The organism is Pseudomonas sp. COW5 (assembly GCF_026240005.1).
GTDB classification, from domain to species: domain Bacteria; phylum Pseudomonadota; class Gammaproteobacteria; order Pseudomonadales; family Pseudomonadaceae; genus Aquipseudomonas; species Aquipseudomonas kribbensis.
This window is the reverse complement of the sequence record NZ_JAPHVP010000001.1, coordinates 4,947,474-4,972,275: the sequence shown is the minus strand read 5'-3', so window position 1 is coordinate 4,972,275 and position 24,802 is coordinate 4,947,474. Positions and strand designations below refer to the sequence as shown.

General features: G+C 62.5%; 25 protein-coding genes. 13 read left to right on the top strand and 12 right to left on the bottom strand.

The window, feature by feature from the left end; translation table 11 throughout:
- Positions 1-15 precede the first annotated feature (15 nt).
- From OQ248_RS22780 to OQ248_RS22770, 3 genes are all read left to right on the top strand, one after another.
- Positions 16-252: a DUF2790 domain-containing protein gene (locus OQ248_RS22780; protein ID WP_265814090.1), complete on the top strand. Its 237-nt coding sequence runs from the start codon at positions 16-18 to the stop codon at positions 250-252.
- Between the two features lie 12 nt (positions 253-264).
- Positions 265-924 carry a carbonic anhydrase gene (locus OQ248_RS22775; protein WP_119427328.1) on the top strand — a complete coding sequence of 220 codons (660 nt, stop codon included), beginning with the start codon at positions 265-267 and terminating at the stop codon, positions 922-924.
- 171 nt (positions 925-1,095) lie between these two features.
- Entirely contained in the window at positions 1,096-1,869 is a 774-nt protein-coding gene (locus OQ248_RS22770) for an alpha/beta hydrolase (RefSeq protein ID WP_265814089.1), read from the top strand.
- 47 nt (positions 1,870-1,916) lie between these two features.
- Here the strand turns inward: OQ248_RS22770 and OQ248_RS22765 are convergent, their stop codons facing one another.
- Positions 1,917-3,419 carry an aldehyde dehydrogenase family protein gene (locus tag OQ248_RS22765; RefSeq protein WP_265814088.1) on the bottom strand — a complete coding sequence of 501 codons (1,503 nt, stop codon included), beginning with the start codon at positions 3,417-3,419 and terminating at the stop codon, positions 1,917-1,919.
- Between the two features lie 69 nt (positions 3,420-3,488).
- The gene (gene glsB / locus OQ248_RS22760; RefSeq protein ID WP_085711458.1) at positions 3,489-4,397 is read right to left on the bottom strand and encodes a glutaminase B; all 909 of its coding nucleotides are present in this window, start codon (positions 4,395-4,397) and stop codon (positions 3,489-3,491) included.
- 241 nt (positions 4,398-4,638) lie between these two features.
- Between glsB and OQ248_RS22755 the strand changes: the two genes are divergently transcribed.
- The gene (locus tag OQ248_RS22755) at positions 4,639-4,842 is read left to right on the top strand and encodes a hypothetical protein (RefSeq protein ID WP_114883783.1); all 204 of its coding nucleotides are present in this window, start codon (positions 4,639-4,641) and stop codon (positions 4,840-4,842) included.
- 58 nt (positions 4,843-4,900) lie between these two features.
- The gene (locus OQ248_RS22750; protein ID WP_265814087.1) at positions 4,901-5,416 is read left to right on the top strand and encodes a DoxX family protein; all 516 of its coding nucleotides are present in this window, start codon (positions 4,901-4,903) and stop codon (positions 5,414-5,416) included.
- A gap of 3 nt (positions 5,417-5,419) precedes the next feature.
- Here OQ248_RS22750 and OQ248_RS22745 read toward each other — a convergent pair whose 3' ends face one another.
- Positions 5,420-7,024: a L,D-transpeptidase family protein gene (locus OQ248_RS22745; RefSeq protein WP_265814086.1), complete on the bottom strand. Its 1,605-nt coding sequence runs from the start codon at positions 7,022-7,024 to the stop codon at positions 5,420-5,422.
- A 152-nt stretch (positions 7,025-7,176) separates the two neighbouring features.
- Here OQ248_RS22745 and OQ248_RS22740 point away from each other — a divergent pair, with 152 nt between their 5' ends.
- The 4 genes from OQ248_RS22740 (at position 7,177) to OQ248_RS22725 (ending at position 10,412) form a co-directional block, all read left to right on the top strand.
- Positions 7,177-7,890: a murein L,D-transpeptidase catalytic domain family protein gene (locus OQ248_RS22740; protein ID WP_085711462.1), complete on the top strand. Its 714-nt coding sequence runs from the start codon at positions 7,177-7,179 to the stop codon at positions 7,888-7,890.
- Positions 7,891-8,057: 167 nt separating this feature from the next.
- Positions 8,058-8,309, top strand: coding sequence for a DUF2790 domain-containing protein (locus tag OQ248_RS22735; protein ID WP_248740846.1), 252 nt, complete (start codon positions 8,058-8,060; stop codon positions 8,307-8,309).
- A 19-nt stretch (positions 8,310-8,328) separates the two neighbouring features.
- On the top strand, positions 8,329-9,000 hold the full coding sequence (locus OQ248_RS22730; protein WP_265814085.1) for a heavy metal response regulator transcription factor: 672 nt from the start codon (positions 8,329-8,331) through the stop codon (positions 8,998-9,000).
- Complete coding sequence (locus OQ248_RS22725; protein WP_265814084.1) at positions 8,997-10,412, top strand: heavy metal sensor histidine kinase; 1,416 nt, start codon at positions 8,997-8,999, stop codon at positions 10,410-10,412. The genes OQ248_RS22730 and OQ248_RS22725 overlap by 4 nt, the downstream gene beginning before the upstream one ends.
- Here the strand turns inward: OQ248_RS22725 and OQ248_RS22720 are convergent.
- On the bottom strand, positions 10,357-11,757 hold the full coding sequence (locus OQ248_RS22720; protein ID WP_265814083.1) for an MFS transporter: 1,401 nt from the start codon (positions 11,755-11,757) through the stop codon (positions 10,357-10,359). The two genes, OQ248_RS22725 and OQ248_RS22720, sit on opposite strands and share 56 nt — an antisense overlap.
- Positions 11,758-11,860: 103 nt before the next feature.
- On the opposite strand from OQ248_RS22720, the gene OQ248_RS22715 reads away from it, so the two are divergent.
- On the top strand, positions 11,861-12,748 hold the full coding sequence (locus tag OQ248_RS22715) for a LysR family transcriptional regulator (RefSeq protein WP_265814082.1): 888 nt from the start codon (positions 11,861-11,863) through the stop codon (positions 12,746-12,748).
- On the opposite strand, the gene OQ248_RS22710 is transcribed toward OQ248_RS22715, so the two are convergent.
- Positions 12,745-13,365 carry a cell wall hydrolase gene (locus OQ248_RS22710; RefSeq protein ID WP_265814081.1) on the bottom strand — a complete coding sequence of 207 codons (621 nt, stop codon included), beginning with the start codon at positions 13,363-13,365 and terminating at the stop codon, positions 12,745-12,747. The two genes, OQ248_RS22715 and OQ248_RS22710, sit on opposite strands and share 4 nt — an antisense overlap.
- Positions 13,366-13,566: 201 nt before the next feature.
- Between OQ248_RS22710 and OQ248_RS22705 the strand changes: the two genes are divergently transcribed.
- On the top strand, positions 13,567-14,418 hold the full coding sequence (locus OQ248_RS22705; RefSeq protein ID WP_265814080.1) for a CAP domain-containing protein: 852 nt from the start codon (positions 13,567-13,569) through the stop codon (positions 14,416-14,418).
- 173 nt (positions 14,419-14,591) lie between these two features.
- Here OQ248_RS22705 and OQ248_RS22700 read toward each other — a convergent pair whose 3' ends face one another.
- The 4 genes from OQ248_RS22700 to OQ248_RS22685 all read right to left on the bottom strand — a co-directional run bounded on the left by OQ248_RS22700 (position 14,592) and on the right by OQ248_RS22685 (position 19,614).
- Entirely contained in the window at positions 14,592-14,744 is a 153-nt protein-coding gene (locus OQ248_RS22700) for a DUF2474 domain-containing protein (protein WP_074688757.1), read from the bottom strand.
- On the bottom strand, positions 14,731-15,747 hold the full coding sequence (gene cydB, locus OQ248_RS22695; protein ID WP_265814079.1) for a cytochrome d ubiquinol oxidase subunit II: 1,017 nt from the start codon (positions 15,745-15,747) through the stop codon (positions 14,731-14,733). The genes OQ248_RS22700 and cydB overlap by 14 nt, the downstream gene beginning before the upstream one ends.
- A 17-nt stretch (positions 15,748-15,764) precedes the next feature.
- The gene (locus tag OQ248_RS22690; RefSeq protein ID WP_265814078.1) at positions 15,765-17,180 is read right to left on the bottom strand and encodes a cytochrome ubiquinol oxidase subunit I; all 1,416 of its coding nucleotides are present in this window, start codon (positions 17,178-17,180) and stop codon (positions 15,765-15,767) included.
- 109 nt (positions 17,181-17,289) lie between these two features.
- Positions 17,290-19,614, bottom strand: a complete 2,325-nt coding sequence (locus tag OQ248_RS22685; protein ID WP_265814077.1) for an FdhF/YdeP family oxidoreductase — start codon at positions 19,612-19,614, stop codon at positions 17,290-17,292.
- A 356-nt stretch (positions 19,615-19,970) separates the two neighbouring features.
- Here OQ248_RS22685 and moaA point away from each other — a divergent pair, with 356 nt between their 5' ends.
- Positions 19,971-20,969 carry a GTP 3',8-cyclase MoaA gene (gene moaA / locus OQ248_RS22680; RefSeq protein ID WP_265814076.1) on the top strand — a complete coding sequence of 333 codons (999 nt, stop codon included), beginning with the start codon at positions 19,971-19,973 and terminating at the stop codon, positions 20,967-20,969.
- 28 nt (positions 20,970-20,997) lie between these two features.
- Positions 20,998-21,897, top strand: coding sequence for a bestrophin family protein (locus OQ248_RS22675; protein WP_265814075.1), 900 nt, complete (start codon positions 20,998-21,000; stop codon positions 21,895-21,897).
- A 32-nt stretch (positions 21,898-21,929) separates the two neighbouring features.
- On the opposite strand, the gene OQ248_RS22670 is transcribed toward OQ248_RS22675, so the two are convergent.
- The 3 genes from OQ248_RS22670 to miaE all read right to left on the bottom strand — a co-directional run bounded on the left by OQ248_RS22670 (position 21,930) and on the right by miaE (position 24,672).
- The gene (locus OQ248_RS22670; protein WP_119427311.1) at positions 21,930-23,216 is read right to left on the bottom strand and encodes an ATP-binding protein; all 1,287 of its coding nucleotides are present in this window, start codon (positions 23,214-23,216) and stop codon (positions 21,930-21,932) included.
- The gene (locus tag OQ248_RS22665; protein ID WP_265814074.1) at positions 23,217-23,924 is read right to left on the bottom strand and encodes a response regulator; all 708 of its coding nucleotides are present in this window, start codon (positions 23,922-23,924) and stop codon (positions 23,217-23,219) included.
- 139 nt (positions 23,925-24,063) lie between these two features.
- Entirely contained in the window at positions 24,064-24,672 is a 609-nt protein-coding gene (gene miaE / locus OQ248_RS22660) for a tRNA isopentenyl-2-thiomethyl-A-37 hydroxylase MiaE (RefSeq protein ID WP_265814073.1), read from the bottom strand.
- Positions 24,673-24,802: the final 130 nt, after the last annotated feature.

The following is a 24,802-nucleotide window of genomic DNA, read 5'->3' as shown; positions in this document are numbered from 1 at the left end:
TCTGGAGGCTGCCCCATGCAAAAAATTCTGCTGTCCCTGGTCCTGCTCGCCGGCCTCGCCGCCCAGGCCCGGGCTGATGAAGAGGCCGTCGCCTATCGCTACGGCATGCAACTGGACATCGCGCAAGTCGTGAGCATCACACCGGTGGCCGACATCTGCGGCGTAGTGCCGGTCGAGATGACCTACCTCGACAGCCACGGCGCAAAACACATTCTTCAATACAGCGAATTCGGTACTGGCTGTTCGAACTGAGAGGACTACACCATGAAAAACCTGATCGAAGGCTTCCTGAAGTTCCAGAGCGAAGCGTTTCCGCAACGCACCGAGCTGTTCAAATACCTCGCCACGACCCAGACCCCGGGCACCTTGTTCATCACCTGTTCCGACAGCCGTGTCGTGCCCGAGCTGCTGACCCAACAGGAGCCCGGCGAACTGTTCGTGATCCGCAACGCCGGCAATATCGTACCGTCCTACAGCCCGCATCCGGGCGGGGTTTCGGCAACGGTGGAATACGCGGTCGCCGTGCTCGGCGTCACCGACATCGTGATCTGCGGCCACTCCGATTGCGGCGCCATGACCGCCATCGCCCAGTGCAAATGCATGGATCACCTGCCCGCCGTCAGCGGCTGGCTGCAACACGCCGAGTCGGCGAAAGTGGTCAACGAATCACGGCCACACGCCAATGACGCCGCCAAGCTCAGTTCGATGGTGCGCGAGAACGTGATCGCGCAACTGGCGAACATTCAGACTCATCCGAGCGTGCGCCTGGCCCAGGAGAAAGGCCTGCTGAACCTGCACGGCTGGGTCTACGACATCGAGACCGGCTCCATCGATGCCCTCACCGCCGACCGTCGCACCTTCGTCTCGCTGGCCGAGCAACCGTCGACCTGCGCAGTGCATGGCCAAACGGTCAATGCCGCCTGAACCGAGCGCCCCGCACCTGCCGGGGCGTTTGCTTTGTATCAGCGTGTAGCCAGCGCCCTGCCAGACACAGTTCCATGCACCCGCGCCGGGAGGCGGACACATCCCCGATACAGCCGACGCTTTGAATAAGCCCGAACGCTGCATCCCTCCTCCCGACACAAGGAACACCCGATGAACAAGCTGTTTGCAGGACTGGCCCTTACCGCCGCCATGGCCGGCGCTACCTCGGCAATGGCCGCCGAGAAACCCACCGTGGTGCTGGTGCACGGTGCCTTCGCCGATTCCAGCAGCTGGAACGGTGTGGTGAAAATTCTGGAAAAGGACGGTTATCCGGTGATCGCGGCGGCCAACCCGCTGCGTACGCTCAAGGGTGATGCGCAATCGGTCGCCGATGTATTGGCCGGAATCAAGTCACCGGTGGTGCTGGTCGGTCACTCCTATGGCGGGCCGGTGATCAGTGAAGCCGCGTACGGCAACGCCAACGTCAAGGCACTGGTGTATGTCGCGGCACTGGCGCCCGAAGCAGGTGAAACCGTGGCCGGGCTGGCCGGCAAATTCCCCGGCAGCACCCTCGGCCCGACCCTCGCGCCGCCCGTTGCCCTGAAGGACGGCGGCAAGGATCTGTATATCCAGCAGGACAAGTTCCACGACCAGTTCGCCGCCGATGTACCGAACGCCGACGCGAAACTGATGGCCGCCACCCAGCGTCCGGTCACCGAAGCGGCGCTGAACGAGGCCGCCAGCGAGCCGGCATGGAAATCGATTCCGTCGTGGTTCGTATACGGCGACAAGGACAAGAACATCCCGCCGCAAGCCATGGCGTTCATGGCCGAACGGGCGCACGCGAAAAAGACCGTGGTGGTCAAGGGCGCATCCCATGTAGTGATGGTGTCGAATCCGAAAGCCGTGGCCAGCCTGATCGAATCCGCCGCCACCGCCAAGTGATACGAAAACGCCGCGCCTGTCATTGCGACAGGCGCGGCGTTTTGGTTTTAGCGTTTTACGCCCAGATCGATTTGCGTCATGCGGCTGCGGACGGTGAACACACCGTCACCCGAAAGAATCGCGCTGCGAGCGAACAGGCGACCGCTCTCCCAGTTCGAAAGCCCCAGCTCCGGCTTGTTCAGCGCGTACTGGCCATCGACCCAACGGGTAATGCCGTTGCCCACGAACGGCGCGTTGACCGCGCTGTAGAAACGCTCCTGAACCACCGCATCCTCGCTGATCAGCGACACGGTGAACTGCGGGCTGTAGCGGTTGAACAGTGCGATGGCCTGATCCAGATCGTCGACGATCATCAGGCTGGTTTCCGGGGTCTCTTCCCACTCCCACTCGCGGCCCAGCTGGGCTTCGGGCAGCGGCTCGGCCAGGGCTTCGGTCTGATAACCCTCGGCGCGATAGACCTCGACCGTCGCGTTCTGCCAGTCGCTCGGCAGATAACCTTCACTGCCTTCGACAATGTGCAACTTGCAGCCCTGACCGCGTGCGGTGCCGGCCTGCTGCAAGGCATCGAGGAACAACGGCACCAGTTCGGCGGCACGCTCGCGCTGGATCAGGCAGACATTGAGGGTGTTGCAGACCTTGCGATCCAGCGAGTTACGCACCACGGCGGCAAAGCGTTTGGCGTCGGCATCGCGATCGGCGATCAACCACGCGCCACCGGTGCCGTGGAGGCTGACGGCGGTGCCGGCCTGCTGGGCGATGCTGCCCAACTGGCTGACTGCACGGCCCGAACCACGGGCCACGGCCAGCGACAGACGCCGGTCGGCGAACATCGCCCAACCGGCGGCGTGGTTGACGCTCTCGACCAGCGACACCGCACCCGCCGGCAGGCCGGCATCGGCCAGTGCCGGGTTCAGGGCGTGGGTGACGATGGCTTGCGCGGTGCCCAATGCATCGCTGCCTATGCGCAGCACGGCGGTGTTGCCGGTCCGCAGTACGCCAGCGGCGTCGGCGAAGACGTTCGGCCGGCCTTCGAACACAAACGCGACGATGCCCAGCGGCGACACCACTTGCTCGACCTTCCAGCCGTCATGTTCGACGCTGCTGATTACTTTGCCGCGAGTGGCCGGCGCATCACGCCATGCGCGCAGGCCGGCGATCATGTCGCGGCGCATGCGTTCGTCGGCGAGCAAACGGGTGGTGGACCGACCGCGTGTCTTGGCCCGTTCGATGTCGGCGAGGTTGGCGGTTTCGATCAATGCCCAGGCGTCCGGGTTTTCCAGCCGTTGAGCGAACAGATCGAAGAAGCGGCTGATGGCCTCATCCGGCACAGCGGACAACGCAGTAAACGCTGCCGCTGCACGCTCGATCGCCACCGAAGCGGCCTGCTGATCCACCACCGGAATCAGCAACAGCTCACCGCTCACCTGCTCCACCAACAGGTGGTCGCCGGGTCGGAAACGCTCGGCCAGTTCGGGGCTGACCACGGTGACGCGGTTACCGGCGAAAGGGATGGGCGTGCCAGCGACGAGACGTTCGAGCGCAAGAGACATGGAGCAGATTCACCATATTGAGGGCGGCCGGAAAATGTATAGCTTGCCCACCCTCAAAGCAACACAGGCTCAGAACACCGACCAGCCGATCCGCGAGCTGAGCATTTCCAGCGCCGCCATGCCCGCCAGCGAGTTGCCCGCCGCGTTGAGTTCCGGCGACCACACGCACACCGTGAATTGCCCCGGCACCACCGCGACGATGCCGCCACCGACGCCACTCTTGCCCGGCAAACCGACGCGGTAGGCGAAGTTGCCAGCCTCGTCGTACAGGCCACTGGTGGCCATGATCGAGTTGACTTGCTGGGTCTGGCGGCGGGTGAGGATCTGTTCGCCGCTGTGCTTGCAATAGCCGTCGTTGGCCAGGAAGCAGAACGCCCGGGCCAGATCGATGCAGCTCATGCGCAACGCGCAGTGACTGAAGTAGCTGCGCAACACTGCTTCGACGTCGTTGTGGAAATTGCCGAAGGATTGCATCAGGTAGGCCATCGCCGCGTTGCGTGCGCGGTGCTGGTATTCGGAATCGGCGACCTTGCCGTCGACCATTACCTGAGGATTGCCCGACAGCCGTCGTACGAAATCGCGCATCGACAAGGCCGGCGCCGCGAAGCGCGACTGGTTGATGTCGCAGATCACCAGTGCCCCGGCATTGATGAACGGATTGCGCGGGCGACCGCGTTCGAATTCCAGCTGCACCAGCGAGTTGAACGGCTGGCCGGACGGCTCGTGGCCCAGGCGTTCCCATATTGCCTCGCCGGAGTGTTCGATGGCCTGCACCAGGCTGAACACCTTGGAAATACTCTGCACCGAGAACAGCGTCTCGGCATCGCCGGCGCAATACATTTCGCCGTCGTTGCCGTACACGGCGATGCCCAGTTGATCGGGCGGCACGGTGCCGAGGGCGGGAATGTAGTCAGCCACCTTGCCCTGCCCGATCAGGGGCCGGACAGCGTCAAGGATCTCGTTCAACAGCGCTTGCATGCCGGGTCTCGAAGTCTCGCCCCATGGGATTGCGGGGACACGGTGGCTAGACGCTGCGCCCGCCGGCCGAATCACACCGTGTTCGTGTATCGCACTGTATACGGCGCAGGCCCGGACACACCACGAGCACAAATCCCCCCGCTGACGACACATCCCCGATACAGCCCGACGTTCAAATGAACCTGTCGATCGGCAGCCCCGATCAAGCCTTTGAACTCACATTTCTTATCGGAGATTCACCATGACCAAGCGCTCGAAAACCTCCCTGACCCTCGGCCTGCTGCTGGCTGGTGGCCTGGCCCTGTCCAACGCGGCTTCGGCTTCCGAGGCCTTCAGTGTCAAGCAACTGGATCACGGCTACAGCCAGACCCAGGCGCAGGCGGACACCCCGGAAAAAACCTCGGAAGGCAAATGCGGCGAAGGCAAGTGCGGCGCCGGCGAATAACCCTCTGCACGGGGCACGCCGGTGCCCCGTTTTCCACTGAATTGAATGGAGTCGCACCATGACCACTGCTCTTTCGACCGCCGTCAAAGGCTTGCACCTGAACCTCGACCGCGCCGGCCTGTGGCTGGCACCGCTGACCCTGCGCCTGTTCATCGCCTGGGAGTTCTTCGAATCGGGCCTGGAGAAATTCAACGGCCAGAACTGGTTCGAAGACATTCAGGAGCGTTTCCCGTTTCCCTTCGATCACTTGCCGGCGACGCTGAACTGGGAGCTGTCGATGTGGGCCGAGCTGATCTGCGCGCTGGCCATCCTGATCGGACTCGGCACGCGGATCTCGGCGATTTCGCTGATCGTGGTGACGGTGGTCGCCACCGCCGCCGTGCACTGGCCGGCAGACTGGTCGTCCTTGAGCGAACTGGCCCAGGGTTATGCGATCACCAACAAGGGCTTCGGCAACTTCAAGCTGCCGGCGATTTACCTGGCTGCGCTGGTGCCGCTGGTGTTCGCCGGGGCTGGCAAGTTGAGCGTGGATGCATGGCTGGCGCGTTTTTTCTGGAAACGCGCCAGCCATTGAGGATCAATGCGCCCGGTCAAGTCCCGCGAGCAGCGCGCTGTCACGACTGTAGATATCCGGCGCATAGAGCACGCGGCCCTGCCCGTCGACCTGTGCCGTCCAGTACGTCATGAGGATCGGCACCGGATTGCTCAGGCGGAACTCATGGGTGGTGCCGGTGGCGAGCAAGGTGTCGGTGCGCGCTCGTTCCGCCGGGCTGAGCAGGAAGTCGCGCAATTTCATCGGGTGCTCGACCCGTACACAACCGGAACTGAACGCCCGTGGTCCCTTGTCGAACAGTGCCTTGCTCGGTGTGTCGTGCAGGTACACCGAGAACGGGTTGGGGAAGCGGATGACCATCTGCCCCAGCGGGTTGCGCGGCCCGGCATCCTGACGCAGGAGGATGTTGCCGGGGTTGTCCCAGTCGATGTCGGCAGCGGCCAGCGGCTGGCCGTTGGCGTCGAGCACTTGCAGATTCTGACGGCTGAGGAAGGTCTGGTCCTTGCGGATTTCCGGCAGCTTGTCTTCTTTCCAGATGGTCGGCGGCACGGTCCAGGTGGGGTTCAGCGTCAGGCGCGTGACCCGGGATTTGAGCAGCGGTGTCTGGCGTTCGGCGCGACCGACCTGGGTGCGGGTCTGCCACACCGGCAGACCGCCCTGGTACAGGGTCAGTTCGGCAGCGGCGACGTTGACCAGCAAACCATCGGGCTCCATGTCCTGGGCCAGCCAGCGGAACCGCTCAAGGTTGACCCGCAGTTGCTCGCGACGGGTCAGCGGGCTGATGTTCATTTCGGCAATCGTCCCCGGCCCGACCACACCGTCAGCCTGCAACGAATGGTTGGCCTGGAAGCTTTTCACGGCTTCGACCAAAACACCGTGATAAGCGTTGTCCGGCGTGCCGACCACACTGCTCAGATAACCTTCGCTGTACAGTCGCCGCGCCAGCTCCGGCACGCGTTTGTCTTCCATGTCCGGGCGCAGCAACGGCCCGTTGCCCACCGATTGCCAGTGCGGCAAGGCCTGCAGGCGTTGCGCGGCGTAGAGATGGCGCAGGTTCTGGTACTGCGCAAGGCGCGGGCGGGCCAGATCGAAGGCGGCGGCAACGTCATGCATGCCCGGCACGGCGATGGCGAGCAGCTCCGCCTGACGGTCGCGGGGCGTATCGTCGGAATGCCACAACGGTTCGAAATGCGATTGCAGCAGACGACCGTAATGCAGGTCCTGCAAGGCCTGCAGGTAATTGCGGCTGATGTCGATGTCGGCGCACAGTTCGCCATCCTGCGGAGCCGTATCGGCGACCGGATAGCGTTTCGGATTGAGGCCGTCGTCGGCCAGCAGCTGCAACTGCGCATGCAAGGCCGGCAATTGCCCGGCCGCTGCCCACACCGGCATCCAGTCCTGCTGCCGGTAGAACGCCTGCAACTGTTCCAGGGCCGGGCCACTGAGACGGGCGGCAATCGCCGGGCAAGCCTGCGGCAGGCCGATCAGCACGGCCTGCAACGGACTTTGCGGCTCCAGGGGCACCTCCGCCGGCAGTGTCGGGAGCGCCGGCAACGGCTCTTCGGCACAAACGACAAACGGCGCAGCGAGCAGACAAATGCTCAAGTAGCATGCGTACTTTTTGAACAACTGCTTTACTCCAATCCGTGGCCGTCTTGATTGACGGTCAACCTTACATCAGGTGCGGTGATACAGTCAGGTCCGATTCGCGGGCCTGCCCGGGACGACTGGACGTCAGGAGCCAAAGTGCCAACCATGTAGCCAGTGAGGATTCACTTTAAATGTTGACGTTTTTGCGCCGACTTCTGCTGACTGCCGCTGCCCTGGGGCTGGGGACCAGTCAGGTTTTTGCCGCCGGCACCGCTTCGCCGGTTCTTTACAACAGCCTCGCCCACGCCGCTCCGGAACTCAATCCCCAGGCGCTGAAAGGTGCCCTGAACGCCATGCAATGCGCGATCAACAACGGCGCGAAGCAGTCCCGTCACCTGGCGATCATCGATTATTCGCAACCGTCCACCGAGCGACGCCTGTGGATCTTCGACCTGACACAGAAAAAACTGATCCTGCGCGACCTGGTCGCCCACGGCTCGAAATCCGGGGACAACTTCGCCACCCGGTTCTCCAACCGTGAAGGCAGCTTCCAGTCCAGCCTCGGCCTGTTCCGCACCCAGGAAAGTTACGAAGGCACCCACGGCTATTCGCTGCGCATGGACGGCCTGGAGCCGGGCGTCAACGACATGGCCCGCGACCGCGCCATCGTGATCCACGCCGCCGACTACGTGAATCTGTTCTGGAGCAAACGTACGGGCCGGCTGGGCCGCAGTCAGGGTTGCCCGGCGGTGCGTCCGCAAGTCGCCAGACGGGTGATCGACAGCCTGAAGGACGGCCAGTACATGTTTTCCTGGTACCCGGACCAGCACTGGCTGAAGTCCTCGCCGTACCTCAACTGCCAGCCACAGCAGATTGCGAGCATTCTCAGTACCCATGGCAGTTGAAAACAGCTGCTGTCCAAACAATCCCCTGTTCTTACAGGGGATTTTTGTTTTCAGGGTTTCATTACAACTTTGTCATGGAGTTGTCGGTTTGCCGAGCGGATCGCCCGGTAGCCTGAAGTTGTTCCGGCACACCTGCCGATCCACTTCACCGACACGAGTGACTCATCATGAAAACCCTGATCCTGGCCTTCACTGCCCTCCTCGCCACCGGCTCCGTGTTCGCCGCCGAAATGCCCGAACGCACGGTCATTCACGATACCAACGGTTTCTACGTGCACCTGGATGTCGACAAAGTCCTCTCCAGCACCGATATTTCCCAGGCTTGCGGCGTCATTCCCGCACGACTGAACTACCTCGACCACCAGGGCCGCGAACATGTGCTGGACTACCAAGTGCAAGGCAGCGGTTGCACCAACTGACCAGTGAGGCGCAGTGCCCATGAATATCCTTGTCGTCGAAGACGAACCCAAGGCCGGCAATTACCTGCTCAACGGCTTGCAGGAACTGGGTTACAACGTGAGCCTGGCCCGGGACGGCGCCGACGGTCTGCACCTGGCGCTGGAACACGGCTTCGACGTGATCGTGCTGGACGTGATGATGCCGAAAATGGATGGCTGGGAAGTTCTGCGCCGGCTGCGCAAGGAAGCCGACACGCCGGTGCTGTTCCTCACCGCCCGGGACGACATCGCCGACCGGGTCAAGGGCCTGGAGCTGGGCGCCGACGACTACCTGATCAAGCCGTTTTCCTTCGCCGAACTGGTGGCGCGCCTGCGTACCCTGACCCGGCGCGGGCCGATCCATGAAGAAGAGCAATTGCAGGTGGCCGATCTGCAGATCGACGTGCTCAAGCGCCGGATCACCCGCGCCGGCAGCCGGATCACTCTGACCAACAAGGAATTCGCGCTGCTGCAACTGTTCGCCACCCACGAAGGGCAAGTGCTGTCGCGCTCGCTGATCGCCTCCCGGGTGTGGGACATGAATTTCGACAGCGACACCAATGTGGTCGATGTCGCCGTGCGCCGCCTGCGGGCGAAGATCGACGATCCGTTCCCGCTCAAGCTGATCCACAGCGTGCGCGGCATCGGCTACCGCTTCGATACCCAGCCATGAAAGTCGCCGGTTCGTATTCCCTGACGCTGCGCCTGGCGCTGGTGTTCGCGGTGCTCGCCTTCGCGTCCCTGGCGGGCCTCGGCGCGGCGCTGTACAACGCGCTGGATGAACAACTGACCCGCCGCGATGACATCCAGCTGGTCAGCCGCATCGATCAGTTGCGCACCATCCTCAACGACAGCAACACCCTGGAGCTGATCCAGAACAAACCGGCGCTGTTCCAGAACATGCTCGGCAACCGCGAAGCGCTGTTGACCATCGGCGCCCCGGACCAGCCTCCCTTGTTCGTGGTCAATCCCAGCAACCTGACCTTGCCGACCGTACCCGCCGTGCCGATCAACCACGTGATGGCCCTCAACGATGTGCAACATCTGCCGAGCATCAACGGCGTGCCGTTCTCGGCGGTGGCGGCCAGTATCGACTCCGGCGACCAGGGCAATCTGCAAGTGCTGATCGGCAAGGTGATGAGCGAGCGCACGGCGATGCTCGCCAGTTACCGACTCAGCGTGTATGGCCTGGCGTCACTGGCGGCGATAGTCCTTGCACTGGTTGGCTGTCTGCTGGTGTATCGCGGCCTGCTGCCGTTGCGGCGGCTTGCCCGGCATGCCCACGGAATCGGCATCGCCAACCTCGGTGAACGCCTCGATCATCACGGCACGCCCCGGGAATTGCAGCCGATGATCGAAGCCTTCAACGCGATGCTGGACCGGCTCGACCGAGGGGTCACCCAACTGAGCCAGGTCTCCACCGACATGGCCCACGAACTGCGCACGCCGATCAACAACCTGCTCGGCGAAACCCAGGTTGCCCTGCAACAGAACCGCAGCGTCGAGGCCTATCAACAGTTGCTCGCCTCCAACGTCGAAGAACTCGAACGGCTGGCACGGATGCTCGACAACATGCTGTTTCTCGCCCGCACCGACCCGGCCAGTGCCTTGAGCCAGCGTCAGGAGCTGGACGCCGATGATGAGATGCAACGCATCGCCGATTACTTCGAAGGACTGGCCGCTGATGTCGGCGTCACCATCGAGGCCCGTGGCAGCGGCGTGATCTGGGCCGAGCCGATGCTGCTGCGCCGGGCGCTGGCCAACCTGTGTGCCAATGCGATCAAGTACGGCGCGGCAGATTCGACGATGCAGGTTGAAGCCATCTCCGAGCCGGATGGCAGTTATCTGCGGGTGCGCAATCACGGGGCGACGATTCCCCCCGAGCATCTGTCGCGGCTGTTCGAACGTTTCTACCGCGCCGATCCGTCCCGCGAGCGCTCGGCCCAATCCAACGGTCTGGGCCTGTCGATCGTGGCGACCATCATGCAATTGCATCAGGGCCGCTACAGCGTCAGCAGCGCTGATGGCGTCACCTGCTTTGAGCTGTTCTTTCCGGCACGGGAGACGCGAGACGCAGGTGTGTGAAGGCGCCGAGCCCGAGCGCCGCAAGCATCAACGCCGCAGCAACGCCGAAGGTCATGTGCAAACCGCTCGCGATGACTGCCGCCGTCGCCCGGGTCGGATCGTCCGTGGCCAGGGCAAACACCGCCCCCATGGCCGCCGCCCCGGTGATCAACCCCAGATTGCGTGACAACCCGAGCATCGCCGAGACCACCCCGCGTTGATCCTGCCCGACACCCGCCATCAGCCCGGTGTTGTTGGCGGCCTGGAACAGCGCATAACTCAATGCAACCACCGTTATCGGCAACACATAGGCAAGCAGTCCGAGACTCACCGGCAACAGCGCCAGCAAACCACAACCGCAGGCCAGCCCGAGCAATGCGCCCGGCACCATTCGCCGCGCCCCGAAACGATCCACCAGACGCCCGGCCGGCACGCCACTGAACGCCGCCAGCAACGGCCCGACCGACAACACCAGTCCGACCTGAGTGCTGCCGAGCCCCAAGCCTCGGCTCAGGTAAAACGGCCCGACCACCAGCGTGGTCATCATCACCGTGGTCACCAGCAAGGTCAGGGCGAGACTGCTGCTGATGCGTGAATCGGTGAACAACGACAAATGAATCAGCGGCGCCCTGCTCTTCTTCTCGATCAGGATGAACAACCCCACGCCCAACAGACTGATCAGCAACAACGTCCGGGTGAATCCCTCAACCGTCATCGCCAGTGCATAGGCCGCCAGCGTCAGCATCAGCGCCGCGGTGCCGGGATAATCGAACACAAAAGGCTTGCGTACGATTCGATCCTTGGGCAGATAGCGATACACCAGCCATGCGTTGAGCAAACCCAACGGCACGTTGATCACAAAGATCGACTCCCAGCCGACATGCGCCATCAGCAACCCACCGAGCGACGGCCCGAGGGTGGTGCCGGTGGCCGACATCGTGGCCAGCAATCCCATCGCACTGCCGGCCCGGGATTTGGGCACCGCATCGGCCACCAGCGCCACGGTCAATGCGAACATGATCGCCGCGCCCAGGCCTTGCACCGCCCGCGCACCGATCAGCCAGGCCAGGCTCGGCGCCAGTGCGCATGCAAGAGACGCGGCGGTAAAGATGCCGATGCCGATCAACAGCAAGCGTCGCCGCCCGAAGCCGTCACCCAGTCGCCCGACGCTGACAATCAAGGTGGTGACCGCCAGCAGATAGGCCAGCACGATCCACTGCACTTCCTGAAACGTCGCATCGAAGGCCGCCGCCAGGGTCGGCAGTCCGGCGTTGGCGATGCTGGTGTCCAGCGACGGCATCAACATCGACAGCGCCAGACTGGTCAACGCCCAGCGGGCTGAAGGGCTCAGGGGTTCTCGGTGCATGGGGGGCTCACAGGGCAAAAGTCATGGGACATAGCCTGAGCCTCGACAATACAAGGCGCAAGACGCATGCTTTGCACTTGATACCTGCATGGAACGCCATGTCATGAATACACCGGATCTGAACCTGTTGATCACCCTCGACGTGCTGCTGAGCGAAGGCAGCGTGGCCCGGGCCGCCACGCGCCTGGGTCTGAGTCCGTCCGCCATGAGCCGGGCGCTGGCCCGGTTGCGGGAAACCACCGGGGATCCGCTGCTGGTGCGCGCCGGTCGTGGACTGGTGCCGACCCCGCGCGCGCTGGAGTTGCGCGACCGGGTCAGCTATCTGGTGCAGGAAGCCGAAGCGGTTTTGCGCCCGGCAGAAGTGCTCGATCCCGGCCAGTTGCGGCGCACTTTCACCCTGCGCAACACCGACGGTTTTGTCGAAACCTTCGCCGCCGCCCTGCTTGCCCGCATCGCCGAAGAAGCGCCCGACGTGCGCCTGCGTTTTGTGCAAAAGGCCGACAAGGACAGCACCCTGCTGCGCGAAGGCCGGGTGGATCTGGAAACCGGCGTGGTCGATGACAGCACCGACCCGACGCTGCACAGCCGCATCCTGTTCCGCGATCAGTGGATCGGTGTGGTGCGTGAGGGGCATCCGCTGAGCAGCGGCAAGGTCAGCGCCAAACGCTTCGCTTCGGGCCAGCACATTCTGGTGTCACGGCGCGGACGCAGCAGCGGCCCGGTGGACGAAGCGCTGCTCGCCTTCGGCCTGACGCGGGACATCGTCACTTCGTTCGGCGGCTTCTCGGCGGCGCTGACGCTGGTTCGCGAATCCGACCTGATCGCCACCGTCCCGGAACGTCACACCAGCAAATTGCGAACGGGACTGTTCAGCTTCGCCCTGCCATTGCGCATGCCGGACATCAGCGTTTCGATGCTTTGGCACCCGCGCATGGACGCCGACCCGGCGCATCGCTGGTTGCGCAACTGCGTGCGAGAGGTCTGCGCCTAACGCGCCTCACCGTCCTTGGGTTTGTAGAACAGAAATTTCCCGGTCTCGGCGGTCTTGGTGTATTTCTTCGCCCAGCTCGGGTCGACGTTGTGGTCGTGGAAGTACAAAGCGCCGTGGGTGCGATCGGGGAGCTGACGGTTCAGGGCCTTGCCGGCAATATCCTTGGCCAGCGCATATTCGGCGTCTTCCTTGACCTGATCCGACTTGCCGTCGCACCACCAGGAAAACTGGCAACTCTTGGTTTCCGAGCCCTGCTTGACCACTTCGCACACGGTGCCGGGGAAGCCGTCGTGGCCGAGACGATTCATCACCACGTTGGCCACGGCTTCCATTTCCGCCGTGTCCTTGCCCTTGGCTTCCCAATAGATGCTGCGCGCCAGACAGGTGATCGGGTCGTCCAGCGGCGCGGTGCCGGCCGGGTCGACGGCTTGAACCTCTTTCGGGGTGATGGCTTCGGACTTCGGTGCCGGAGGCGCGTTGGGTTTGTCGGCAGCCTTTTCTTCCAGTACCTCGGCTTTCGCTTCGGCCTTTTCCTTGATCGGTGCCTGATCGGTAGCCAGCACCGCGCCGCTCAGCAGGGTCAACACAAGACAACAGATCAGCCCGTGCAATTTCATGATCGATTCTTCCGGCAGCGCCCGTCGCGGGCAAAGTGTTACGTGGCTGAGACGCCCGGTTTCCGGGGACTTCGCAGAGTGTAGACGGCAGAATCCGGCGCAACGTTCCGTGCTGAAAACCACACCATGAAGAAAAAAGACATTGCACGACCCCGGGGCGTTTCGCGCATCATGGGCGCACTCAGCCCAAGGGAGAATTCCATGCGCTTCATGCCATCCGTTCTGCGATTCGCCGCGTTGTCCACGGGCCTGGCGCTGGCCACTTCGGCCATGGCCAGTGATGAGTCGCAATTGATCGAGTCGATCAACAGCTACCGCAGCCAGCCGCAGCGCTGCGGTACTCAGGCATCCAGTGAATTGCCGCCGCTGTCGGCCGACCCGCGCCTGCATCTGCCGGCCAGTGGCATGGTCGATCTGCAACAGGCCATGGCCAGCGCCAGTTACCCGATGGTCAATGTGCAGGCGATCACCCTCAACGGCCCTCGGGATGCGGCGGCGGCAATGAAGGCGATTCAGGAGAGCTTCTGTCAGGTGGTGCTGGATCCGCAGTTCGTCGATATCGGCGTCAGCCGCGCCGACCGTGACTGGCGCATCACCCTGGCGCGACCGCTGCTGTCGGCACGCCTGGGCGACGGACAAGCCGAGGGCCAGAAGTTGCTGACGCAACTCAACGCCGCCCGCAGCCAGCCGCGCCAGTGCGGCGGCCAGTCGTTCTCCGCGGCGGCGCCACTGGCGTGGAACGCAGTGCTCGGCGGTGTCGCTCAGGATCACAGCCGCGAGATGGCCAACAACAACTATTTCGACCACAAGGACCGCAACGGCGGCACCCCCGGGGACCGCGCCGAACTGGCCGGTTACAGCGGCCAGCAGGTCGGCGAGAACATCGCCGCCGGGCAAGATACCGTGCAGAAAGTCGTCGCCGGGTGGCTCGCCAGCCCCGGCCATTGTGCCAACCTGATGAACCCGCAGTACCGCGAACTGGGTGCTGCCTACGCAGTCGATCCGAAGAGCAGCGCCGGCATTTACTGGACGGCGCTGTTTGGTGGCGAATGATGACTTGAATCCACCGCTGCCCCTGTGGGAGCGAGCCTGCTCGCGATGAGGTCATCACATCTTCATAGACTGAAAGATCGCTATCGCCAGCAGGCTGGCTCCCACAGGGGTTGTGCAGTGGATGCAATATGCAGGCAATAAAAAACCGGAGCCAGGCTCCGGTTTTTTTATGATCAGTGGGTCCTCATCCCCGCCGCATACATCGCCAGTTTCAGCAGACTCGCCACCACCGCCAGCGACACCACGCTGCCGGACCAGATCAGCAACAGCCAGCCCAGACGTTTGTACCAGCGGCTCTTCACTTCACGCATTTCAATGGTAGCCATCGCCGATCCTCACTTTGCCGCGGAACACGTAGTAGTTCCAGAAGGTGTACATCAGGATCACCGGCAGGATGAACAGCGCGCCGATCAGGGCGAACAACTGACTGGTGGCCGGTGATGCCGCCGCCCACAGGCTGACCGACGGCGGAATGATGTTCGGCCAGATGCTCAGCGCCAGTCCGATGTAACCGAGGAACATCAGCACCAGGGTGAACACGAACGGCCAGTGGGTGTGCCGCTGACGCAACGAGCGCAACAACCCGAACAGCGCCAGTGCCGCCAGCACCACCAGCCCGGCGAACACGGTCAGGTGCGCATGGTTGAACCAGCGAGTGGCCAGTTCCGGATGCAGTTGCAGCGTCCACGCGCCGATCACCACCACCATCGCCAGCAGCAGCCACGCCAGCGGACGGCTGTAGTGACGCATCCGCGACTCGAGCATGCCTTCGGTTTTCACCAGCAGCCAGGTGCTGCCCAGCAAGGCATAAGCAACTACCAGACCGACGCCGCACACCAGCGGGAACGGCGCCAGCCAGTCGAGACCGCCACCGGCAAACTGCCGATCCACCACCGGAATCCCGGCCACATACGCGCCGATCACCACGCCCTGGGAGAACGTCGCCAGCAACGAGCCGCCAATGAACGCCCAGTCCCACAGATGACGTTTTTCCGCCGGCGCCTTGAAGCGAAACTCGAACGCTACGCCACGAAAAATCAGCCCTGCGAGCATGAAGATCAGCGGCAGATACAGCGCCTCGAGAATCACCCCGTAAGCCAGCGGAAACGCGCCGTACAACGCCGCGCCGCCGAGCACCAGCCAGGTTTCGTTGCCGTCCCAGACCGGCGCGACGGTGTTCATCATCACGTCGCGTTCCTGCTCGTCGCTGATCATCGGAAACAGAATCCCGAGACCCAGATCGAAGCCGTCCATGATCACGTACATCATCACCCCGAAGACAATGATCACACCCCAGATCAACGAGAGATCGATACCTTGAATACCCATGACTCAACGCTCCTTTATCAGTGGATCCGGGTCGCGGATTCGAGGTTGTCGGTGACCGCCGAAAGTGGCCGGCGCGGGGTCTGCAACGGGGTGCCTTCGGGCGGGTGTTCGTGGTGCGGCTGCGGGCCCTTGCTCACCAGTTTCATCATGTAGCCGATGCCCACGGTGAACACCGAGCAGTAAATGACGACGAACAGCGCCAGCGACGTGCTCATCTGCGCCACCGAGTGATGGGACGCGGCGTCATGGGTGCGCATCAGGCCGTACACCACCCACGGCTGACGCCCGACTTCGGTGGTGATCCAACCCGCCAGCAGCGCGATCAGACCACTCGGCCCCATCAACAGCACCAGCCGCTGGAAGCCGCGATGCCGGTAGACCTTGCCGTTGCGCCGCAACACCAGCCCCAGCACACCGACCAGAATCATCAACATGCCGAGCCCGGCCATCACGCGGAAGCTCCAGAAGATCACGGTCGAGTTCGGCCGGTCTTCTTTCGGGAAGCTTTTGAGCGCGGGGATCTGCTTGTCGAGGCTGTGGGTGAGGATCAGGCTGCCGAGGTACGGAATCTCGATCGCATACTTGGTCTTCTCCGCCTGCATGTCCGGGAGGCCGAACAGCACCAGCGGGGTCGGCCCGTTGTCGGCGTTTTCCCAGTGGCCTTCGATGGCGGCGATTTTCGCCGGTTGGTGTTCCAGGGTGTTCAAGCCATGGGCGTCACCGACCACTGCTTGAATCGGCGCGACGATCAGCGCCATCCACAGCGCCATGGAAAACATCTTGCGCACCGGTTGGGTGTCGTTGCCGCGCAGTAAATGCCAGGCTGCCGAAGCGCCAACGAAGAACGCTGTGGCAACAAATGCAGCAATCGCCATATGCGCCAGACGGAACGGGAACGACGGGTTGAACACGATGGCCAGCCAGTCCAGTGGCATCACCCGGCCGTCGACGATTTCGAAGCCCTGCGGGGTCTGCATCCAGCTGTTCGACGCCAGAATCCAGAAGGTCGAAATCAGCGTGCCGATAGCGACCATCACCGTGGCGAAGAAGTGCAAGCCACGCCCCACACGGTTCCAGCCAAACAGCATCACCCCGAGGAACCCCGCCTCAAGGAAGAACGCGGTCAGCACTTCATAGGTCAGCAACGGCCCGGTGATGCTGCCGGCGAAGTCGGAAAATCCGCTCCAGTTGGTGCCGAACTGGTACGCCATGACCAGACCCGACACCACGCCCATGCCGAAGTTGACGGCGAAGATCTTCGACCAGAAGTGGTAGAGATCGCGGTACGTGTCGTTACGGGTTTTCAGCCACAGGCCTTCGAGCACCGCCAGGAAACTCGCAAGACCAATGGTGATCGCCGGGAAAATGATGTGGAACGAAACCGTGAACGCGAATTGAATTCGCGCCAGGTCCAGTGCCTCCAGGTTGAACATGATGATGTCCTCATCCAGGCTGAAAAGCGGCAGCACACGGTCGGGCCACCGCCAGGCGCGAACGCCTGCAGCCAGTCAGATTGCAAAAGGGTTGGATCGCGTGAGTCGGTTACGCCACCGATGACGGGATCAGGTTGCTCGCCTCGGCCGCTTCGAGGCGGATCGCCACGAACTTGGAGGTCGGCGTGTAGGTGCGATCACCGTAGCTTTCCAGCGGCACCAGCGGATTGGTCTCCGGGTAGTACGCGGCAGCCTGCCCGGCCGGAATGTCGTAGGCGATCAGGGTGAAACCGCTGACCCGACGTTCGCGCTCGTCGCCCCACAGCGCTACCAGATCAACCTTCTGCCCCGGTTCGAAACCGAGCCGGCGGATGTCCTGTTCGTTGGCGAACACTACGTCGCGCATGCCGTAGACCCCGCGATAACGGTCGTCGAGGCCGTACAGCGTGGTGTTGTACTGATCGTGGGAACGCATGGTTTGCAAGATCAGATGCGGCTTGACCGGCAGGTTGCGCACACATTCGCTGATCAGATGTTCGGGCAGCACGCACGGGGTGAACTGAGCCTTGCCGGATTCGGTTTTCCAGACACGGTCGGAGGCGTCGTTGCCGAGGTGGAAACCACCGGGGATCAGCAGCTTCTCGTTGAAATTGTCGAAGCCCGGAATCACGTCGGCGATCAGGTTGCGGATGCGCCCGTAGTCGCCCACCGCCCATTCCCAGTCGATCGGGTGCTTGCCCAACGTGGCGGCGGCGATCCCGGCAATGATCGCCGGCTCGGATTTCAGGTGCGCCGACTTCGGTTTCAACTGGCCGAACGACAAGTGCACCATGCTGAAGGTGTCTTCCACGGTCACGCCTTGCGGGCCTTCGGCCTGCACGTCGATGTCGGTACGACCGAGGCACGGCAGGATCAGCGCGTCACGCCCGGTCACCAGATGGCTGCGGTTGAGTTTGGTCGAGATGTGCACGCTCAGGTCGAGTTTGCGCATCGCCGCGTGGGTGCGCGGGGTGTCCGGCGTGGCTTGGGCGAAGTTGCCGCCCAGACCGATAAACACCCTGGCTTCGCCCCGCTCCATGGCACCAATCGCCATGACCGTGTTATGGCCATGTATGCGAGGAACCTTGAAGTTGAAGCGTTTTTCCAGGGCGTCCATCAGCGCTTTCGGCGCCAGTTCGTTGATGCCCATCGTGCGGTCGCCCTGCACGTTGCTGTGACCACGCACCGGTGACAGCCCGGCACCCGGACGGCCAACGTTGCCGCGCAGCAGTTGCAGGTTGATGACTTCCTGCAGGGTCGGCACCGAGTGCACGTGTTGGGTCAGGCCCATCGCCCAGCACATGATCACGCTCTTGGCGCGGGCATACATGCGCGCGGCCAGTTCGATGTCACGCAGCGGCACGCCGGACTGCTCGACGATGTGCTCCCAGCTCGTGGCATCGACTTCGGCCAGATAGCTGTCGAGACCCGAGGTGTGCTCGGCGATGAACGCGTGATCGAACACCGGCTCACCACCGGTAGCCTGGGCTTCACGCTCCCACTCCAGCAGGAACTTGGCCATGCCGCGAATCATCGCCATGTCACCGCCCAGTGCCGGGCGAAAGTACGCGGTGTTGGTCGCTTCCCAGCCGTTGCTGAGCATCTCGATCGGGTTCTGCGGGTTCTGGAAACGCTCCAGCCCACGCTCCTTGAGCGGGTTGATGCACACCACCTGCGCGCCGCGTTTTACCGCTTCGCGCAGCGGTTCGAGCATGCGCGGGTGGTTGGTGCCGGGGTTCTGACCGATGACGAAAATCGCGTCGGCGTGGTGCAGGTCTTCATAGACCACCGTGCCTTTGCCGACACCCAGGCTCTCGCCCATGCTCACCGCGCTGGCTTCGTGACACATGTTCGAGCAGTCCGGGAAGTTGTTGGTGCCGTAGGCGCGGACGAACAACTGATAGAGAAATGCCGCTTCGTTGCTGGCACGACCCGAGGTGTAGAACTCGGCCTCGTGGGGTGATTTCAGGCCTTTGAGGTGCTTGGCGATCAGCGCGAAGGCTTCGTCCCAGGTGGTTTCGACATAGCGGTCGACCCGCGCGTCGTAGCGCATCGGATGGGTGATCCGGCCCTGATATTCAAGCCAGTAATCGCTTTGCTCGGCCAGCGTCGACACCGTGTACTTGTTGAAGAATGCCGGATCGACCAGGCGGCCGGTGGCTTCCCAGTTCACCGCTTTGGCGCCGTTCTCGCAGAACTTCAGCATGCTCGCGCCGGGTGCCTCACCCCAGGCGCAACCGGGGCAGTCGAAGCCGCCGTTCTGGTTGGTCTTGAGCATGGCGCGGATGTTTTTCAGGGCGTTTTCACTGCCCAGCCAGTTCTTCGTGAGGCTGATCACAGCGCCCCAACCCGCAGCGGCGCCCTTGTAGGGTTTGTAACGGTCGACTTGTGACATGGGACTTCTCCATGACGATGCACACAGGCAAAAAACCTGATCGGGTTTAAACAGCGACGACTGACTTTCAAGTTCAAAAGCGGTCGTTTCGTTTGACGGGCCAAGGATATGAACCGCTGCAAAAACTTGTCTAATCGCTATTAATGACTGCGTTATCGAAAGCATCTATCACGGACGTAAACCCTTTAAATACGGGCACTTGCAAAACTAAGAAGCGATAAATCCGGAATAATTATTTCATCATCGACAGCATCAATCGGCCGGTCATTAATAGTGATTGGACGCTGTTCGAAGTTGCTCATAACCTGCGCCGACCCAATCCCTTCAATAGCGGATTTCACCCAAGCGAGGCTGTCATGTCAGAGCGCATCCTGATCGATGGATACAACCGCCGCGTCGACTACCTGCGCATGTCGGTCACCGACCGTTGCGACTTCCGCTGCGTCTATTGCATGGCTGAAGACATGCAGTTCCTGCCGCGCCAACGGGTGCTGACGCTGGAGGAGATCAATCAACTGGCGCAGAGCTTTGTGGCGCTGGGCACCCGCAAGATCCGCCTGACTGGCGGTGAACCGCTGATTCGTCCCGGCGTCGTCGGCTTGTGCAAACAGATCGCCGCCCTGCCCGGCCTGCGTGAGCTGTGCCTGACCACCAACGGCTCGCAGCTCGGCAAACTCGCCGGCCCGCTGTTCGACGCCGGGGTCAAGCGCCTCAACGTCAGTCTCGACAGCCTCGATGCCGAACGCTTCAGGCAGATGACCCGCACCGGCGACCTGGCACAAGTGATCAACGGCATCGATGCCGCCCGCGAGGCCGGATTTACCCGCACTAAACTCAACTGCGTGGTGATGCAGGGCCGCAACGATCACGAGATCAATGATCTGGTGCAGTTCGCCATCGAGCGGGATCTGGACATTTCCTTCATCGAGGAAATGCCGCTGGGCATCATCAGCGAACACAGCCGCGCCGAGTCGTTCTTCTCCAGCACCCAGGTGCGCGAAAAGATCGCCGAGCGTTACACCCTGATCGATTCCGCCGAGTCGACCCAGGGCCCGTCGCGCTACTGGCGGCTGGCCGAAGCGCCGCACATTCGGCTGGGGTTCATTTCGCCCCACAGCCACAACTTTTGCGGCACCTGCAACCGGGTGCGACTGACGGTCGAGGGGCGTTTGCTACTGTGTCTGGGGAACGAGCATTCGGTGGACTTGAAAGCGGTGCTGCGGGCCCATCCGGGTCAACCGCAACGGCTGGAGAAAGCGATCATCGAGGCGATGAAGCTCAAGCCTTACCGACACAATTTTGAAGTGAACGACGACGTGCAAGTGGTGCGTTTCATGAACATGACCGGCGGCTGAACCGCCACGTTTTCAAGGCAAAAACAGCATGATCATCCGACCCAAGGTCAACCAGTTCGCCATCCTGTTCACCCTCAAGGGCTCGATTGCCAAGCGCATCGCCCTGCGCACCCTGATGGTCACGTTGCTGGCGTCGGCCATCGTGCTGGTGGAAATCCTCCATCCGAGCAACTTCACCAAGGTCAACGCCACGCCGTTTACCTTGCTTGGTCTGTCGCTGTCGATCTTCATGAATTTTCGCAACAACGCCTGCTACGACCGCTGGTACGAGGCGCGCAAGGCCTGGGGTGAAGTGATCGTGCATGTGCGATCGGTGATTCGCGAAACCCATGTCATCCGCGAATCGGCGCAACGTCGGTTATTGCTGCTCAATCTCTGCGGTTTTGCCCATGCGCTGAATGCGCGATTGCGCCGGGAAAACGAAGCCACCGCCAGCGCCGAGTGGATCACCCCGCAACACGACGCACAGGTGCCGGACTACAGCGGGCGCATTTTGCAAACCGTCGGCCAGCAATGCTCCGATCTCCACGAGGCGGGGGATCTCAGCGAATGGCGCTACATGCTGCTGGCCAATCACCTGACCAGCCTGACCCAGGCACAAGCGGTGTGCGAGCGGATCAAGAACACGCCGCTGCCCTTCCCTTACACCCTGCTGCTGCACCGCACGATCTACCTGTTCTGCATCCTGCTGCCGTTCGCCATGGCCGAACCGCTGGGTTGGCTGACGCCGCTGTTCACGGCGATTGTCAGTTACACCTTCTTTGGCCTGGATGCGATTGCCGATGAACTGGAAGATCCGTTTGGGCGTGATGAAAATGACCTGTCGACCGATGCGCTGGTGCGGGGTATCGAGCGGGATATTCTGGCGGAACTCGGTGTCGAGCCTTTGCCTCCGGCGCTGAAACCGGTGGACTACGTGCTGAGTTGAACCGACACCTCACCCTTCGGGGGAGGAAACCATCAATCCAGATGCGCCCAGGTCATGCGGAACGACGCCCCGCCCCACGGTGAATCGCCAACCTCGACCCGGCCGCCATGGGATTGCGACACCCGCCGCACCAGCGCCAGCCCGAGACCGAAACCACCGGTGCGGCGGTCGCGGCTGGCGTCCAGGCGCGAGAACGGTTCGAAAATCTTCTCCCGACCGGCCAGCGGCACGCCCGGCCCGTCGTCGTTGACCTGCACTTCGTATTGATCGCCGATACGCACCAGCGACACCTCGACCCGTTGTTCGGCATAACGAATGGCATTACGCAGCAGATTGATCACCGCCCGTGCCATGAAGCGCGGCTCGATCCGCACCTCTTCGACCCGGCATTCGCCGATCAGCAGTTGCACCCCGGCAGCTTCGGCCTCCAGCGCCACGCTCCCGACCACACTGTCGAGCCAGTTGGCGGCCTGAATGTTCTCGCGAGTGATCACCGTCGCACCGCGTTCGAGGCTGGCGTAGGTCAGCAGCTCGGAGACCATTTCTTCCAGTTCGCCAAGGTCGGCGTACATGTCGGCGATCAGTTCGCGGTTCTGGCTGGCGTCCGGTTGTTGCTTGAGCTGGTCGAGTTCGAACGACAACCGGGCAATCGGCGTGCGCAGTTCGTGGGACACGGCGTTGGTCAGTTCACGCTGATTGGCGATCAGGCCTTCGATGCGCGCCGCCATCAGGTTGAAGTGTTCGGCCAGGTCCCGGATGTTCGAGCGTTTTGAAAGCTGGATCCGCGCGGAGAGGTCGTTGTCACCGAAACGCTCGGCGGCCAGTCGCAGTTTTTCCAGATCACGCCAGTGCGGGCGCACCCAGAAGTACAGGACGATACCGAGCAGCACGGCCAGCATCATGTAAGCCGCCGAGATGTAGAACGGCATCAGGCTCGGCTCCGGCGGCAGCTTGATGCTGAGCAGTTGCGAGCCGCCGTCGATGTTACTGATGAACTGGGTGTAGTCGTGGCGGATCACCAGCAGGCCCTGGGCCAGTTCGGCTTTTTCCTCATCGCTGAGCTTCAGTTGATCGGCCTCGACCAGACTCAGCGTCAGCCCGTAGTGCGGGCGCAGCGCGTCCAGTTGCGCCTCCCGCGCCGCGCCTTTCTGGTCGCGCATGTGTTCGATCAGCGACCATGCCTGGCCACGCACCGCCTCGCGGTTGTAGGCCTGCATCTGGTTGTCGAGCAGCGCGTTGAAGGTGTGTTCGACGGTTTGCAGCGCCGCCACCAGCCCGACGGTCATTACCAGAAACAGCCCGAGAAATAACCGCAGCATCTACAACTCCCACGCAAACGGATTGAACAGATAGCCCTTGCCCCACACGGTCTTGATGCACACCGGTTCGCGGGGGTTGTCCTTGAGTTTGTTGCGCAACTTGCTGATGTACACGTCGACGCTACGGTTGAGACCGTCGAAGGCGATGCCGCGCATGCGGTTGAGAATGTCATCGCGCGACAGGATGTTGCCGGCAGCACTGGCCAGCAACCACAGCAGTTCGAACTCCATGGTGGTCAGCTCGATCAGCTCGCCGGCCAGACGCACTTCGCGGCAGCTGCGGTCGATAAGCAACTGACCGAACTCCAGGGAGCTGACCACGCCGCTGTCCGGCACTTGCCGGCGTTGCAGTGCGCGCAGACGCGCGAGCAGCACTGGCGGCTTGATCGGCTTGATCACGTAATCGTCGGCCCCGGACTCCAGGCCCAGAATGTGGTCGAGATCGTCTTCCTTGGCCGTCAGGATGACAATCGGCGTGTCCGACACGCTGCGGATTTCCCGGCACACGTGCAGGCCGCTCTGCCCCGGCAGCATCAGGTCGAGCACCACGACTTTGGGCTTGAATTCAAGAAACGCGGCCACGGCAAGATCGCCGCGATGCACCGTGCGCACCTCGTAGCCGTGTTGTTCGAGAAAGTGGGCGATCAGCGCGGCCAGCCGCTCATCGTCTTCCACCAGCAGGACTTTGCCAAAACCCAGGTTATCCATAACGACCGTCGCCAACCCTCAGTGAAGTGGGCGACATTATGGCGGCATTCGCAGGCAAGACGATTATCGCGGGCAGCAAAAACCGGCCACTTGGGCCGGTTTTCGTTGATGTTTCATGCTCTTAAGAGTTTTTAACATTTCATGCCGCGACGGGTACGCCGCTGTGGAAACGGAATTCCTCGTCCGGGGATTCGATCAGGTCCTGCTCGGCGGCGCGGACTTTCTCGATCACTTGAGCGATGTCCTTGGCGTCACCGTACTGGTAGGCCAGTTTCAGGTAACCCTGGAAATGCCGGGCCTCGCTTTTCAGCAGGCCGAAATAGAACTTGCCGAGTTCTTCGTCCAGATGCGGCACCAGCGCTTCGAAACGTTCGCAACTGCGGGCTTCGATGAAGGCGCCGACCACCAGGGTGTCGACCAGTTTCACCGGTTCGTGGCTGCGCACCACTTTGCGCAGGCTCGAGGCATAACGGCCGGCATGCAGCTGGCGCAGCTCGATCTTGCGCCGCTTCAAGATGCGCATGACCTGTTCGTGGTGCACCAGTTCTTCCCGGGCCAGGCGCGACATCATATTGATCAGATCGACATGGGAATGGTACTTGGCGATCAGGCTCAACGCGGTGCTGGCGGCCTTGAACTCGCAGTTCTTGTGGTCGATCAGCAGGGTTTCCTGATCGGCCAGCGCGGCCTGGACCCAGGCGTCTGGCGTGCGGCAGCCAAGGAATTCGTGGATTTCGGGAAGGATCATGGGGCTCACGGTCAAAGGTGTTCGAGCGAAGGGCGCCGATTATACCGGCCTGCCCGCAGACCACCAGCGCCAGCCCTTGATATGCATCAAGTCGCAGGCGCATCAGCAGCAACTATAGTTGTGCAACGCC

What these genes read in the sequence shown, in the direction of transcription:
- OQ248_RS22780 (WP_265814090.1), top strand. Translation starts at nt 16, where the DNA reads ATGCAAAAAATTCTGCTGTCCCTGGTCCTGCTCGCCGGCCTCGCCGCC.
- OQ248_RS22775 (WP_119427328.1), top strand. Translation starts at nt 265, where the DNA reads ATGAAAAACCTGATCGAAGGCTTCCTGAAGTTCCAGAGCGAAGCGTTT.
- OQ248_RS22770 (WP_265814089.1), top strand. Translation starts at nt 1,096, where the DNA reads ATGAACAAGCTGTTTGCAGGACTGGCCCTTACCGCCGCCATGGCCGGC.
- OQ248_RS22765 (WP_265814088.1), bottom strand. Translation starts at nt 3,419, where the DNA reads ATGTCTCTTGCGCTCGAACGTCTCGTCGCTGGCACGCCCATCCCTTTC.
- glsB (WP_085711458.1), bottom strand. Translation starts at nt 4,397, where the DNA reads ATGCAAGCGCTGTTGAACGAGATCCTTGACGCTGTCCGGCCCCTGATC.
- OQ248_RS22755 (WP_114883783.1), top strand. Translation starts at nt 4,639, where the DNA reads ATGACCAAGCGCTCGAAAACCTCCCTGACCCTCGGCCTGCTGCTGGCT.
- OQ248_RS22750 (WP_265814087.1), top strand. Translation starts at nt 4,901, where the DNA reads ATGACCACTGCTCTTTCGACCGCCGTCAAAGGCTTGCACCTGAACCTC.
- OQ248_RS22740 (WP_085711462.1), top strand. Translation starts at nt 7,177, where the DNA reads ATGTTGACGTTTTTGCGCCGACTTCTGCTGACTGCCGCTGCCCTGGGG.
- OQ248_RS22735 (WP_248740846.1), top strand. Translation starts at nt 8,058, where the DNA reads ATGAAAACCCTGATCCTGGCCTTCACTGCCCTCCTCGCCACCGGCTCC.
- OQ248_RS22730 (WP_265814085.1), top strand. Translation starts at nt 8,329, where the DNA reads ATGAATATCCTTGTCGTCGAAGACGAACCCAAGGCCGGCAATTACCTG.
- OQ248_RS22725 (WP_265814084.1), top strand. Translation starts at nt 8,997, where the DNA reads ATGAAAGTCGCCGGTTCGTATTCCCTGACGCTGCGCCTGGCGCTGGTG.
- OQ248_RS22720 (WP_265814083.1), bottom strand. Translation starts at nt 11,757, where the DNA reads ATGCACCGAGAACCCCTGAGCCCTTCAGCCCGCTGGGCGTTGACCAGT.
- OQ248_RS22715 (WP_265814082.1), top strand. Translation starts at nt 11,861, where the DNA reads ATGAATACACCGGATCTGAACCTGTTGATCACCCTCGACGTGCTGCTG.
- OQ248_RS22710 (WP_265814081.1), bottom strand. Translation starts at nt 13,365, where the DNA reads ATGAAATTGCACGGGCTGATCTGTTGTCTTGTGTTGACCCTGCTGAGC.
- OQ248_RS22705 (WP_265814080.1), top strand. Translation starts at nt 13,567, where the DNA reads ATGCGCTTCATGCCATCCGTTCTGCGATTCGCCGCGTTGTCCACGGGC.
- OQ248_RS22700 (WP_074688757.1), bottom strand. Translation starts at nt 14,744, where the DNA reads ATGGCTACCATTGAAATGCGTGAAGTGAAGAGCCGCTGGTACAAACGT.
- cydB (WP_265814079.1), bottom strand. Translation starts at nt 15,747, where the DNA reads ATGGGTATTCAAGGTATCGATCTCTCGTTGATCTGGGGTGTGATCATT.
- OQ248_RS22690 (WP_265814078.1), bottom strand. Translation starts at nt 17,180, where the DNA reads ATGTTCAACCTGGAGGCACTGGACCTGGCGCGAATTCAATTCGCGTTC.
- OQ248_RS22685 (WP_265814077.1), bottom strand. Translation starts at nt 19,614, where the DNA reads ATGTCACAAGTCGACCGTTACAAACCCTACAAGGGCGCCGCTGCGGGT.
- moaA (WP_265814076.1), top strand. Translation starts at nt 19,971, where the DNA reads ATGTCAGAGCGCATCCTGATCGATGGATACAACCGCCGCGTCGACTAC.
- OQ248_RS22675 (WP_265814075.1), top strand. Translation starts at nt 20,998, where the DNA reads ATGATCATCCGACCCAAGGTCAACCAGTTCGCCATCCTGTTCACCCTC.
- OQ248_RS22670 (WP_119427311.1), bottom strand. Translation starts at nt 23,216, where the DNA reads ATGCTGCGGTTATTTCTCGGGCTGTTTCTGGTAATGACCGTCGGGCTG.
- OQ248_RS22665 (WP_265814074.1), bottom strand. Translation starts at nt 23,924, where the DNA reads ATGGATAACCTGGGTTTTGGCAAAGTCCTGCTGGTGGAAGACGATGAG.
- miaE (WP_265814073.1), bottom strand. Translation starts at nt 24,672, where the DNA reads ATGATCCTTCCCGAAATCCACGAATTCCTTGGCTGCCGCACGCCAGAC.